Source organism: Kribbella soli, from assembly GCF_004331345.1.
GTDB classification, from domain to species: domain Bacteria; phylum Actinomycetota; class Actinomycetes; order Propionibacteriales; family Kribbellaceae; genus Kribbella; species Kribbella soli.
Genome location: NZ_SJJZ01000002.1, coordinates 1473978 through 1486882, shown reverse-complemented (window position 1 = coordinate 1486882; position 12905 = coordinate 1473978). Strand labels below are relative to the sequence as shown.

Sequence of the window (12905 nt, the reverse complement as noted above, 5' to 3'; positions counted from 1 at the left end):
ATGTTCAGCTTGGATGCCTGGGGTCTCAGAAGATGAAGAAGCCGGTCGCTGCGGTCGGGATGGTGCCGAGTAGGAGCCAGAGTGACGGGAGTCGGCGGCGGAAGATGGCGAGGATGCCGGCGGTGGTGAGGATTCCGATGACGCCGGACATGATCCAGAGGCCGACGCCGCGGCCGAAGTCGTCGTGCGAGACGCCGATGCTGTAGACGGCCAACGTGACGGCCGGGACCGTGCCGACGTGGAAGAGGACGGCCGAGACGACCCAGCGCTGGACCGTCTCGATGTTCATCGGCCGAGGGGTCCGGCGGCGTCGTACCGGGGCGCGGTGCGCGTGTTCCATCAATCCTCCGAGTGGTTCTTTGCTGCCGCGATGACGCGGGTGAGGCGTTCGTGGAGTTGCATCAGTTCGTCGATGTCCATGCCGAGGCCGGCGACGATGGCCGGGGGGACCTTGAGCGCCTCGTTGCGGAGTGCGCGCCCCTTGTCGGTCAGTGCGACCGCGAGTGAGCGTTCGTCCCTGGCGTCGCGATCACGGCGCAGTAGGCCTGAGCTCTCGAGACGTTTGAGCAGCGGCGAGAGTGTCGCGGGCTCGAGTTGGAGCATTCCGGACAGGTCCTTGACCGAGACGGGTTCGAACTCCCAGAGCGCCAGCATGACGAGGTACTGCGGATGCGTCAGCCCCATCGGCTCGAGGATCGGCCGGTAGAGCGCGATGACGCTGCGCGACGCGATCGCCAGAGCGAAACACACCTGATGCTCTAGCGCCAGGGGGTTCTCCGGCACACGCTGTCTCACTTCTCCTGTAGTCACATAGTTAGTGTAGCAATGTTTAGTACACTAACGATTAGTGATCTAGCTAACGAAGGGGAGTGATGGCGGAGAGCAGGTACTGGTCGAGGACGACTGGCTGGAGAAGCAGCTCGACTGACAGGTAGGCCGACCGTTCGCGAGCCGCCACCACGGTGTCACCGTCGACCGCGACATGCAGTCGGCCGTTGGCGTTCGAGGCCGTGACAATCGCGTTTCTGCGATTGAGACTGGCGTCATCGGTCGGGGTCTGCTCGGTGCTTTTCGTGACTGGCAGGTCTCCAAATCGGTAGTGCACTGCCAGGGGGCAAGGGCACGTCACGACCGCGCGGTGCGCTGGTCTGTGGCAGGCAGTAGGTGGGGAACGGGGAGGTTGATCATGTCAGGTACGAACATGCCCGAACGCGGGTTCCAGATCAGTCGGCGTCAGGCTCTCGTGGCGCTCGGGTTGGCGGGAGTCGCCGGGGTGGACGCCGTCGCGAGCACGTCGAGCGCCTACGCCGGCGATCGCAGCGGCGCGCCGACGATCAGCGGCCGCGTCGTTGCCGTCGGCATTCCCGGCGCGTCGGCGATCGCGCCGGTCGGCACATTCCTGCCGGGAAGCCCGATCAATTCCAACCCGGTGCTTGCGGCATTCACGCAGCCCGGCCGGGTGTGCGATCCGACCCGCGTTCTGGTCGGGAGCAGGTCGAACTTCGGCGCCCCGAAGGCAAACGAGGACCAGGCGGCGGGGTCGTTCCTTTCCATCGATCCGGGCAGCGCCGATCTCGCCGTACCGGCCAGGTTCGCGGCCTCGGGAGGGCAGGCGTCCGCGCTGGGCGGGGCCGTCCAGATGTACAGCGCGCAGAGCCCGAACTGGCGCAACGGTGTCTACACACCCGGAGCTGTGACCGCGGATCAGACGGCAGTTGCGAACCCGCTCGGCATGTCGATCAACAACGCCTTCGGCCGGTTCTGGCCGGCCAATGCGCCGTACGGGCTGAACGGCCCGGGCTCGTCGTCGATCGCCGATCCGGACGGCCGTCCATTGAACAACGCCCTCAACCCGAGCACAGGTGGGGTCTATTTCGACGACGTCACCGGCCGCGCCCCGGCCCAGGTCATCGCGGGTGCGCTGTCGAAGGCGGCTGTCGGTACGGCGCTCATCGGGCGATCGCCCGACGGCAGCGGGCGTGCCGTGTTCGCTGTCGTCGTCGCTGACGGCAGCGTCGTCCAGGAGCACACGGTGAAGGCGCTCGACGGCATCGCTCCACCGCGTACGGTCCAGCCACTGGTCGATCGGTCCTGGGGTCATGACCACGGTCATCGCGGTCAGGTCCCGGTGCCGCGGCTCGGTGTTCTGATGAGCTATTCGCCTGAGCTCGTCCTGTTCGTGAGTCAGCCCTTCGACGATTCGATCAAGGTGATCACGCTGACGATCGGTGGCCCGGCAGGCAACGAGGTCTTCGTGCCCAGCGGAATGCGCACCATCAGGTCGTCCGGCTTGGATCAACCGCTCGACCTCGCTCCGGTGCGGATCGAGATCGTGCATCCCGACCGGGCCAGCAACACGACCTTGCAGCCGGGCAGTGACTTCTACGTCTGCAACCGTGGCAACGACACGATCGTCCGGATGCAACAGGACGGCACGATCGTCGGCGTCCGCAGGGTTCGCGTGGGGCCTCACTCGCTCGGTGTTGCACGGCTGAACGGCATCGCGACCTCGACCGACGGATCCAGGATCTGGGTGACCTACGTGGGCGCCCTGCCCGGCAGTGACGACGACCAAGGAGGCGTTCTCGAGCTCCCCACCTTCTGACCAGAGCCGCCGGTGTCGGTGCGGTTGCCGTTGGTGCCTGGAATCGCTTACTGGTAACAGATCTGGTGCCTTGGCCCGATTGAGAGGGTTAGAACGCCAGGAACACGACGGCTAGAAGGCTCGCGATGATCCACAGGACGACACTCATCGTCATTCGGTATCGGCTTCCAGGTTGTGGATCAGTCGGGTCGTGAGGTCCAGGTAGGTCACGATCTCGGCGTCGGTGAGGCCGTCGGTGGTGGTCGGCGGCCGGAAATGGGGCGGAGGCGGGGGCTCGGCGCGGCTAGCATTCGGCGCATGAACGAGCCGTACACAGATCCTGTCGCCCACAACCGCCGTGCTTGGGACCGCGAGGTGGAGAAGGGTAACGAGTGGTCGCGGCCGGTGACACCCGAGGTGGTCGCCAAGGCGCGGGCCGGTGAGTGGTCCATCGTCCTCATGGGGCACGAGCCAGTCGACCCGACCTGGTTTCCTCCGGACATCGCCGCCTGCGACGTGCTCTGCCTCGCCTCCGGCGGCGGGCAGCAGGGTCCGGTGCTCGCCGCGGCCGGCGCGCGGGTGACCGTCTTCGACAACTCGCCCGGCCAGCTCGCGCAGGACGAGATGGTCGCCGCGCGGGATGAGCTCGACCTACGTACCGTGCTCGGCGACGCGCGCGACCTGAGCGGGTTCCCGGACGCCTCGTTCGACCTGGTCGTGCACCCGGTCTCCAACCTCTTCATCCCCGAGCTGGCCCCGGTCTGGCGGGAGTGCCACCGCGTGCTGCGGCCCGGCGGGACCCTGCTGTCCGGCTTCGTCAACCCGGACGTCTACCTCTTCGACGCGGACGCGATGGACACGCGCGGCGAGCTGGTCGTGCGGCACCGCCTGCCGTACAGCGATGTCACCCATCTGGAGCCAGGCGAGCGGGAGCGGCTGTTTGGCGCCGACTCGCCGCTGGAGTACAGCCACACGCTCACCGAGCAGATCGGCGGGCAGACCGCCGCGGGGTTCGCCATCACCGGCTTCGCCGACGCGCCACACCAGTCGGAGGTAACGGCCGGCTGGCTGCCTGGCTACTTCGCCACCAAGGCGGTCAAGGGGACCGCAACGGTGTAAAAGAAGTGCTGGTTGTGGTGGCGGTCGTGTAGGTATGGGCCGGTGCAGATCGAGATTCGAGAGCCGTCGCGGGGAGAACGAGCATGCACGATGACCAGGTGGACGTGACCACCGAGATCGTTGCGGCCTTGATCCAAGCACAGTTCCCGCAGTGGAGCGGCAAGGCGATCCGGCTCGTGCCGTCGACCGGGACGGTCAACGCGATCTTCCGCATCGGGAACGACCTCTCTGCGCGTTTCCCACTGCGTCTGGTCGATGCTGCCGAGGCGCTGACGGTTCTGGAACAGGAAGCCGAGGCGAGCGCGGAGCTGGCACAGGTGTCTCGGTTCCCCGCCCCGGAACCCGTTGCCTTTGGCAAGCCTGGAGCTGGTTACCCCATGCCGTGGTCGGTCCAGACCTGGCTGCCGGGAACGATCGCCTTCGATGCCGACCCGAGTACGTCGGATGCCTTTGCCGAGGACCTTGCGGCCTTCATCGCAGCCCTGCGGGACGCAGAGACGCGGGGGCGGCTTTTCAGCGGCGAAGGTCGTGGCGGTGTTCTCGCTCACCACGACGACTGGATGGCGAAGTGCTTCGAGGAGAGTAAGGGGCTGCTCGACGTGCCGCGGCTGCGCCAGGTGTGGAGCCATTTTCGGGAGCTGCCACGCACGGGTGCAGACGTGATGAGCCATGGTGACCTGATTCCCGGCAACGTACTGGTCGCGGGGGACCGGCTCAGCGGCGTACTCGACACCGGCGGCTTCGGCCCGGCCGACCCCGCGCTGGATCTGGTCAGTGCCTGGCACCTGTTGGAGCCAGGCCCGCGGGAAGTACTCCGGCGGACACTGGGCTCTGACGATCTGGAGTGGGAGCGCGGCAAGGCGTGGGCGTTCCAACAGGCGATGGGTGTTGTCTGGTACTACGTCGAGAGCAATCCGACCATGAGCAGAATGGGGTGCCGGACACTCAACCGCATTCTGGAGTCGATGGTGCGCGTGCAAGGAGGCGGGTGGAGGTCGTGCTGAGCTGGTGGCGTCCGCGCCGGTCCGGGCTGATCCCTTTCGCTGATGCGCTCGAAGCCGTGGGCGATGAGGGCGCCATGGGAACCTACGACGACGAGGTCCCCCTTTCGCAGGTGATGGGCTCGGTGTCGCGTTCCGACGACTTCGACGACGACTTTCGGCCTCGCCGGCGGACGGACAGGTTTCAGGCCGTGCTCGATCGTTTTCGGTCGGGCAGCATCCCGCCGGCGGTAAGCCTCGTGCGGCTGGGGCAGATGTACTTCGTGGTGGACGGGCACCATCGAGTGGCCGCCGCGCGTGCGCAGGGCTGGACCCACATTGCGGCCCACGTACGCCGGATCTGCTCCGTGGCCTACGTCTGCAGCTGCATCACGGTTGCGGATCTGCCGGCCAAAGCTGCCGAGCGGCGGTTTCTCGAAGAGGTCCCGTTGCCTGAAGATATACGCCGTGGTCTCTGGCTCGATCGGCCGGCCGACTGGGCCCGGTTGGCCGACTCGGCCCTGGCCTGGGAGTTCCGCCAGCAGCGAGATCGCCGCGGCCGTGCCGACGTGGACGCGCATGGTCTTGCCAGCGCGTGGTGGCTCGAGGAGGTGGCTCCCACAGTCAGCCGGATCCGCGCGGACGCACCGACAGATCTTGTCGACGTCCAGCTCTACATCACCGAACTGGCTCGCCGTGACGGCGTTGCCGACCTGTCCTGGCCGAGCCCACACTGCTGCCCGGACCACACCCCACCTCCCTGAGGACGCAAGCCAAGGCGTTAGAGCGGGACCTTCCACTTCTGTGGGTCCTGGCCGTTGCAGTCGTAGATCTGCAGTTTTGTGCCGTCGGCGGTGGCGCCTCCGGGGCTGTCCAGGCACTTGCCGAACGAGCGGATGGTGCCGTCGGCCATCATCGTCCACTGCTGGCCTGGTACGCCGCCACACGTCCACAGCTGTACGGCGTTTCCGTTGACCGCAGTGTTGTTGCGAGTCGGGCGAAGCCTGAAGCCACGAGCGGTCTAGGCGCCGCGGACCAGGCGGTCGCCGAGGTCTGAGCGGCGGTAGAGGACCGAGCGGCCGTGGCGTGCGGAGATGAGCAGGCCGGCCGCGCGTAGTGCACGCAGGTGCTGGTTGACCGCGGTCGGTGTGACGTCCAGGCGCACCGCGAGCTCGGTCGACGATGTCGGCGTCTCGAGGAATCCCATCAGCCGGGCGCGGACACGGCCGATGAGGCCCACCAGGGCAAGGGCCGGCGTGCTCGTCTCGGTCTCCCAGAGCGTTCCGAGGCCGCGCGCCGGGTACATGATGTGCGGTGGTTCGTCGGGGGAGATCGGCGCCGTCGCGCGCCTGCTGAACAGCGACGGGGCGAGCGTCAGTCCGCGGCCGGCGGTCGAGGTGCGGTACGAGAGGTCACTGCGCAGGCGCACGCACACGACGTTGTCCTCGAGGCGAACATTCTGGTCGAGGTCGGCGAACATCACCGCGAGCCCGGATCGCGCTGTGACCCGGCCGCGGTGGACGATGTCGGCCTCGAGTACGGTCCGCATGCGTTGCCAGTACGGCTCGAAACATGCCTCCCAGTAGTCCCGCAGCGCCGCCAGGACGCGGGTGAGCACCCTGTCCGGTCGGCCTCGAAGGACCGGCGGCAGCGCGGCGACGTGGATCTCTGCCAGGTCCGCGCGTACGACGCTGTTCGGTGTGCCGGTCAAGGCTGCGAGCTCGTCATCGATCCTGCCGAGCGGGGTGTACGGCCGCGGGGTGAGGAAGTCCGGCGTCCACAGCGCTTCGTTCGTCAAGGCGCGGAGCAGGTCCAGTGGGAGCCCGGCACGCGCCGGCTCGGTGGCGCGCAGCCAGGGCAGCTGCAGCGGGAAGCGGCCCGGATCGCGAAGCGTCCGCAGCGACAGGACCAGCTCGTTCAGCGGCGAGATCGCGAAGCGCACCTCGCCGAGATCGTTGCCGACGAGCTCGTACTCGATCATGAAGCAATACGCTACATCGATGGTGGCGCCGAACACAGGATGCGACAACTGACCCGTGCCCGAACTCCTCCGCGATCCTGTCGAGCGCGCGCTCGCCTCCGCTGTTTCCGCGCTGTCCCTGTCCCGTGGGATGTTCTTCGCGGTCAGCGCGCTGTACTTCACCCGCGGGGTAGGACTGTCCCCAACCACCGTCGGGATCGGCCTCACCCTCGCCGGGGGAGTCGGCGTGCTGGCGTCGTACGCCGGTGGATGGCTGAGCGACCGGTGCGGCGCCGACCGCCTTCAGCAGTGGGCTCTCGCCGCGAACGGCATCGCACTGCTGGGATACGCGTTTGCGCGCGATGTCGTCAGCTTCGTCGTGGTGGCGGCGTGCGTCTCCGCCTCCCGCGGCCTGCAGAGCACCGCCCAGATGACGCTGCTCGCCCGATGGTTCGTCGGCCCGGAGCGGGTTGCTGTCCGCGCTCGGTTGCGCGTGGTGATGAACGTCGGGATCGGGATCGGCACCCTGCTTGCGGGATTGGCTCTGCTGGTGGACACGGCAACGGCGTACCGCCTGACGGTGGTGCTCGTCGGTGCCATCACCATCCTCGGCACGATCCCACTGGCCGGTTTGCGCCGGAGAGTCTCCGGGCTGGCGGAGAGCATGGATGCCTCTGCGAGCGCCGAAGCGCCGCGGGGACCTTCGCCTCTCAAAGATCGCACGTACGTCGTGTCGACGGTTCTCAACGCCCTGCTGGCGATCCACTTCGCGCTGACGTCGATTGGCATCCCGCTATGGGTGGCGGATCACACCGAGGCGCCGACCGTCGTCGTATCGGTGCTCCTGGTGGTCAACACGGCGTACGTCGCGCTCTTCCAGGTCCGCGCGTCCCGTGGCACCCAGGACCTGCGCACGGCCGGACGATCGGTACGCCGAGCCGGCCTGCTTCTGCTCGTGGCCTGTCTGCTCTTCGCCTTCGCAGGTCACCTCGGCGCCGCTGCAGCGACTGGCGTCCTGCTGCTCGGCGCGCTCGCCTCCTCCGCAGCCGAGACGCGCGGCGAAGCGGGCAGTTGGGGTATGGCGTTCGAACTCGCCGACCCCGCGCGCGCCGGCGCCTACCAGGGACTCAGCCAGACCGGCCTCGCGCTGGCCCTGATGCTCGGCCCCGCTGTCGTCACCACGACCGCCATCGACCACGGCACCCTGGGCTGGATCGCACTCGGTGCCCTCTTCGCGATCACCGGCACCGCAACCGCAATCGTCGCAAACCGAGCCGCAGCAACCAGACGCCAGCCCGTCAGCACCCCCAGCCCAAGCCACAGCTGACCCTGCCCACCCGGCCGGGCAGTGTTGTCGTCCGTCGACGCGCCGTGCTCGACATTGTTGGTGGGTGTACGACAATCGGCAGCATGCAGGACCAGTCGAAGGTCGAGGTGTGGGCGTCCAGTCCGGTCTGGTTTCGGCGGCCGGGCACCTTGCACGCCGGGTCCGCAGTGCTCATCGCAGTCTCGGCGTCGGTCGAGTTCGTTCGGATCATCGCGGACAGTGCCGGCCTGCTGCCGTTCGGAGCGCTGCTGATCACCGTCGCCGGTGCCGCGCTGGCGCGGTGGCGACCGTGGCCTGGACTGGTCGTCGCCGCGGCGGGCTGCTTGGTCTCCGCGCTGGCCGGGTGGGATCCGATCGTGATGTGGAGCATCACGGTCTTCGCGTTGTTCTCGTTCACGCTGCAGGGCATGCCGGCCGTGCGTGGTACGGCGTTCGTCGGCGCTGCGCTGTATCTGGTGACCGCTGTCGCGCAGGACTACAACTTCCTCAGCCTGCAGTCGTTCCCGGCTGTGGTGTCCGCGATTGCCGGCGGTGCGACCGGTAACGCGATCCGCATCCACCAGGAGTACTGGCACAGCCTCGAGCAACGGGCGGCCGAGGCAGAGGCGACCCGTGACCTCGAGGCGACGCGCCGGGTTGCCGAGGAGCGCCTCAGGATCGCCCGCGACCTGCACGATGTGGTCGGTCATCAGGTCGCGGTCGTGAGCATGCATCTCGGGGTCGCCGAGGTGAACCTGCCGTCTGGCGCCGATTCGACGCGTACGGCGCTCGACGCAGCCAGGACCGCAGTGCGGTCGGTGCTGGTCGAGACCCAGCGCATTCTCGAGCTGCTTCGTCGCGGCACCGACACGGATGAGTCGGCGGCACAGCCGGCACCGGAGCTCGGCCGGTTGCCCGAGCTCGTGGAGTCCTATCGGCAGATCGGGCTCCAGGTCGAGACGGCGATCGACGAGGTTCCGGCGGGGATCGATCCGGCGGTGAGCTTGACGGCGTACCGGATCATCCAGGAGGCGCTCACCAACGCTCATCGGCATGGAGACGGTACGGCGTCGTTGAGGGTCGTGGCTGAGGACGGGCAGCTGCTGATCGAGGTGGTGAATCCGCACGGAGCAGGCGGCACGGCCGGCGGTGGCTACGGGCTGGTGGGTGTGCGGGAGCGGGCCGAGTCGGCGGGCGGGCGGCTCACCGTGCGCGACGAGGACGGCAAGTTCGGGTTGTCCGTCGTACTGACCATTGACGGGAGCACCGTCGGATGACGCGCATTCTCATCGTCGACGACCAGGAAATGATCCGGGTCGGTCTCCGCTCGATCCTGCTGACACATCCGCCGTTCGAGGTGGTCGGGGACGTCGGCGACGGGCTGCAGGCGGTGCGCTTCGTGCAGGAGCAGCCGGTGGACGTCGTCCTGATGGACATCCGGATGCCGGGCGTGGACGGGGTCGAGGCGACCCGGCGGATCCGGGAGACGTGCCCGGCGGAGCGAACCCGGATCATCATCCTCACCACCTTCGAGCACGACGAACTCGTGCTCGCTGCGCTCCGGGCCGGGGCGAACGGTTTCCTGAGCAAAGCGGTGGGGCCGACCGAGCTGATCACCGGGGTCGAGGAGGTCGCGGCCGGTGGCGGCGCGTTGTCCGCTGCGGCCTCGGCCGCGTTGATCGGGCACGTCAGCGAGCAACCGTCGGTGACCATCGACGACGAGATGGCCGGCCGGTTCGCGGGGCTCACGCCGAAGGAGCGGGAGGTGGTGGTCGCGATCGCCTCCGGGCTGGACAACGCGCAGATCGCGGCCGGCATGTTTCTGTCGCCGTACACGGTGAAGACGCACCTGAATCGGGCGATGACGAAGGTCGGCGCGAAGGACCGGGCCCAACTGGTCGCCTTCGCGTACCGGGCGGGGATCGCGCGCTGATCTACTGCGATCGCAGTAGATCGGGCGCTGCGTGCGGACGATTCGGCGGGCGGCCGGAATCCCGAGGATGAACACGTCAACATCCTTCGTCCTCAGGAGCAGCAATGCCTCAGTTACTGGCCCGGATCGGCCGCTTCAGCGCGCGGCACCGGCTCGTCGTGGTCGCGATCTGGCTGGCCGGCTTCGCGATCCTCACCGGCGTCGTCGCGTCGGCGGGAGCGTCCGGCAGCACGGCCACCACCTCGATCCCGAGCACCCAGGCCTCGAAGGCCCTGGCTGTTGTCCAGCAGAAGTTTCCGGGGACCCAGAGCAACGAGAAGACGCTGACGCTGGTGCTCGAGGCGCGCGGTGCGACGAAGGTGACCGACCCCGTGGCCAAGGCCGAGATCACCCGGATCCTCGATCGGGCGGCGGCGCTGTCACAGGTCAGCTCGGTCAGCAACCCCTTCGATCCGAAGCATCCGTTCGTCTCCGCGGATGGCACGACTGTCGTGTCGACACTGTCCTTCGACGGAGTGACCGAGGCGAACCAGGAACAGGTGTACAACGCCGTTCTCGACCTGGCCGCGTCTGCTCGGACCGACTTCACCGCCGAGGTAGGCGGTGAGTTGTACGCCGACGACGTTCCCGCGTTCGGGGCCGGTGAGCTGCTCGGTGTCGCGGTTGCGTTCCTCGTGCTGCTGCTGACCTTCGGCTCGCTGGCGGCCGCCGGCGCGAACATGCTGGTGGCCTTCGCCGGCGTCGGTGTCGGCACTCTCGGTGTGCTTGCCTACGGCACCATCAACCCGTTGCAGGACACCACGTTGACGTTGGCAACCATGCTCGGTCTCGCCGTCGGCATCGACTACAGCCTCTTCATCCTGACCCGGTTCCGGGCCGAGCTGCGGGGAGGCCGCAGCGTCGAGGACGCCGTCGCCCATGCTGTCGGGACTGCGGGTACGGCGGTGGTGTTCGCAGGGCTGACCGTGATCATCGCGCTGGCAGGTCTGAGCGTGGTCGGCATCAGCGTGCTGCGTGACATGGGTCTGGCCGGGGCGTTCGGCGTACTGATGGCTGTGCTGATGGCGCTGACGCTGCTGCCGGTGCTGCTGCGGACGCTGGGCCGGCGTGCGCTCCCGAGGCGTGAGCGGGTCGCGGCCGTCGCCGACCGGAACCGCGTGTCGGTGCTGAACCGCTGGGCCTCGTTCGTCGTCCGGCGGCCGGTGCTGTCGTTCCTCGGCGCGATCGTTGTCGTCGGCGTCGTCGCCGTACCGATGCTGGACATGAAGACCGCGTCGAACATCCCCGGCGGCAACGATCCCGTCTCGACCCAGCGGCACGCCTACGACCTGACGGTGGAGAAGTTCGGTGGTGTGCAGAGCCCTCTGGTCGTGCTCGTGCAAGGCGACGACGTGTCCGGGAAGCTGCCGGCGGTGGAGAACCGGCTGCGTGGGCTCAACGACGTGCAGCTGGTCGTCACCAGTGCCGTCACAGCCCAGAACGACGCGGCGCTCGTCACCGTCGTCCCTCGCGGCGGCCCGATCGACGAAGCGACCAAGCAACTCGTCACCGACATCCGCGCTCAGGCCGGCACGATCAGTGCGGTCAGCCTCCAGGTCACCGGTGAGACCGCGATCGGCATCGACAGCGACGCGAAGTTGCACAAGGCATTGATCGAGTACGTGATCCTGATCGTCGGGCTGTCGATGCTGCTGCTGATCGTGATGTTCCGTTCGCTGCTGATCCCGCTGGTCGCGACACTGGGCTACCTGCTCTCTGTGGGAGCGTCGTTCGGCGCGAGTGTGACGGTGTTCCAGTGGGGCTGGTTCGACTCGGTGATCCCGGCGCCGCAGGGCGATCCGATGCTGAGCACGCTGCCGATCATCCTGGTCGGCGTACTGTTCGGGCTGGCGATGGACTACCAGGTCTTCCTGGTCTCACGGATCCAGGAGATGCACAGCCGGGGAGCGTCCCCGAAGGAAGCGGTGATCAGCGGCTTCTCCAAGTCCGCCCCGGTCCTGGTCGCGGCCGCCGCCATCATGGCCTTCGTCTTCGCCGGCTTCGCCTCGTCCCCGATGGCCGTGGCCGCGTCGATCGCCCTCGGACTTGTCGTCGGGGTCCTCGTCGACGCCTTCGTCGTCCGGATGATCATCATGCCCGCCACGCTCTCGCTCCTCGGCCGCGCCGCCTGGTGGCTCCCCGCCTGGCTCGACCGCCTCGTCCCTCACCTCGACACCGAAGGCCACACCCTCGCCACCCCGGCAGAAGACCACCGTGAACTGGTCCTCACCTGAACCGTCACACCCAGTGGCAATCGGTGCGACTATGGAGAGGGGAGTGGGAGGGGCTCATGCCACTGACAAGCTACGGAGTGCTGGTCGGGCGGTTGATTCGGTTTGCTCGGGAGGATCCGGACGACTTCGGGTCCTGGTACCACGGGAAGTTGTACGTCGCGGCTCCCGGGGGCGAGTACGAATGTGCGATCGACGTGTCGACGCCGAGCGGAGTGCCGGTGCAGTACCGCGAGGTGCGGAACGTCAACCCGCAACTCTTCGCACCGACCGCGGCCAAGAGCGACGGCTGGCATCTGTTGGCCAGCACACCTACGTCCGGTGCTCTCGACTATGTCCGATCGCCGTTGCTGCGAGGACGTGGCGGATGCGTCAGCGTTGTCTACAGTCCGCTCGTCGAACTGGTCAACACGATCCTGAGGTCGCCGAGATTCGGCTGGGTGGACAGCACGGCCGACAAGGCCTTGGATCTGCTGGAACAGCGGCTGCTCGGCTGCGAACGCGTGTACGTGTACGGCGCTCCGTACTCCACCGGGAACGGCGTGCACGACATCCACTACAACCAAGGCGATCCGCCAGGCCAGTTCCAGCACCTGGACGGGATCTGGCAAGACGGCGGCACCATCATTCAACAACCGGGCGGGGAACTGACCGCCTTCCTCACCAAGTTCAAACCCCAGTCCCTGAACACCGACGACCACGGCCTACCCGTGTGAAACTGCCCGCCGACTGCTTCAGCTGAGCTGGAACAGT

Annotated in this window: 12 protein-coding genes and 1 pseudogene; 9 read left to right on the top strand and 4 right to left on the bottom strand. The window is 67.7% G+C overall.

The genetic code is table 11. The features are described from left to right. Positions 1-25: 25 nt before the first annotated feature. On the bottom strand, positions 26-340 hold the full coding sequence (locus E0H45_RS21115) for a hypothetical protein (protein ID WP_165546529.1): 315 nt from the start codon (positions 338-340) through the stop codon (positions 26-28). Then, positions 340-795, bottom strand: coding sequence for a MarR family winged helix-turn-helix transcriptional regulator (locus E0H45_RS21110; protein WP_202872420.1), 456 nt, complete (start codon positions 793-795; stop codon positions 340-342). Before E0H45_RS21110 ends, E0H45_RS21115 begins: the two co-directional genes overlap by 1 nt. 391 nt (positions 796-1186) lie before the next feature. Between E0H45_RS21110 and E0H45_RS21105 the strand changes: the two genes are divergently transcribed. The 4 genes from E0H45_RS21105 to E0H45_RS21090 all read left to right on the top strand — a co-directional run bounded on the left by E0H45_RS21105 (position 1187) and on the right by E0H45_RS21090 (position 5447). Further along, the gene (locus E0H45_RS21105) at positions 1187-2605 is read left to right on the top strand and encodes a hypothetical protein (RefSeq protein WP_131339768.1); all 1419 of its coding nucleotides are present in this window, start codon (positions 1187-1189) and stop codon (positions 2603-2605) included. A 297-nt stretch (positions 2606-2902) separates the two neighbouring features. Continuing rightward, positions 2903-3703 carry a class I SAM-dependent methyltransferase gene (locus E0H45_RS21100; RefSeq protein ID WP_131339766.1) on the top strand — a complete coding sequence of 267 codons (801 nt, stop codon included), beginning with the start codon at positions 2903-2905 and terminating at the stop codon, positions 3701-3703. 83 nt (positions 3704-3786) lie between these two features. Then, positions 3787-4707, top strand: a complete 921-nt coding sequence (locus E0H45_RS21095; protein ID WP_131339764.1) for an aminoglycoside phosphotransferase family protein — start codon at positions 3787-3789, stop codon at positions 4705-4707. Beyond that, positions 4692-5447, top strand: coding sequence for a ParB N-terminal domain-containing protein (locus E0H45_RS21090; RefSeq protein WP_131339762.1), 756 nt, complete (start codon positions 4692-4694; stop codon positions 5445-5447). The genes E0H45_RS21095 and E0H45_RS21090 overlap by 16 nt, the downstream gene beginning before the upstream one ends. A gap of 17 nt (positions 5448-5464) precedes the next feature. On the opposite strand, the pseudogene E0H45_RS21085 reads toward E0H45_RS21090, so the two are convergent. Continuing rightward, positions 5465-5662: pseudogene (locus tag E0H45_RS21085) on the bottom strand (ricin-type beta-trefoil lectin domain protein); the annotation flags it as partial. A gap of 42 nt (positions 5663-5704) precedes the next feature. Then, positions 5705-6664 (bottom strand): ArsR/SmtB family transcription factor, encoded by a 960-nt coding sequence (locus E0H45_RS21080; protein WP_131339760.1) that lies wholly within the window; start codon positions 6662-6664, stop codon positions 5705-5707. Positions 6665-6719: 55 nt separating this feature from the next. Between E0H45_RS21080 and E0H45_RS21075 the strand changes: the two genes are divergently transcribed. The 5 genes from E0H45_RS21075 to E0H45_RS21055 all read left to right on the top strand — a co-directional run bounded on the left by E0H45_RS21075 (position 6720) and on the right by E0H45_RS21055 (position 12868). After that, complete coding sequence (locus tag E0H45_RS21075) at positions 6720-7970, top strand: MFS transporter (RefSeq protein WP_131339758.1); 1251 nt, start codon at positions 6720-6722, stop codon at positions 7968-7970. A gap of 83 nt (positions 7971-8053) precedes the next feature. Continuing rightward, on the top strand, positions 8054-9226 hold the full coding sequence (locus E0H45_RS21070) for a sensor histidine kinase (RefSeq protein WP_131339756.1): 1173 nt from the start codon (positions 8054-8056) through the stop codon (positions 9224-9226). Next, positions 9223-9882: a response regulator transcription factor gene (locus E0H45_RS21065; protein WP_131339755.1), complete on the top strand. Its 660-nt coding sequence runs from the start codon at positions 9223-9225 to the stop codon at positions 9880-9882. The genes E0H45_RS21070 and E0H45_RS21065 overlap by 4 nt, the downstream gene beginning before the upstream one ends. A 104-nt stretch (positions 9883-9986) precedes the next feature. Continuing rightward, positions 9987-12155, top strand: a complete 2169-nt coding sequence (locus E0H45_RS21060) for an MMPL family transporter (protein ID WP_131339753.1) — start codon at positions 9987-9989, stop codon at positions 12153-12155. Between the two features lie 56 nt (positions 12156-12211). Then, the gene (locus E0H45_RS21055; RefSeq protein ID WP_131339751.1) at positions 12212-12868 is read left to right on the top strand and encodes a DUF2278 family protein; all 657 of its coding nucleotides are present in this window, start codon (positions 12212-12214) and stop codon (positions 12866-12868) included. Positions 12869-12905 lie beyond the last annotated feature (37 nt).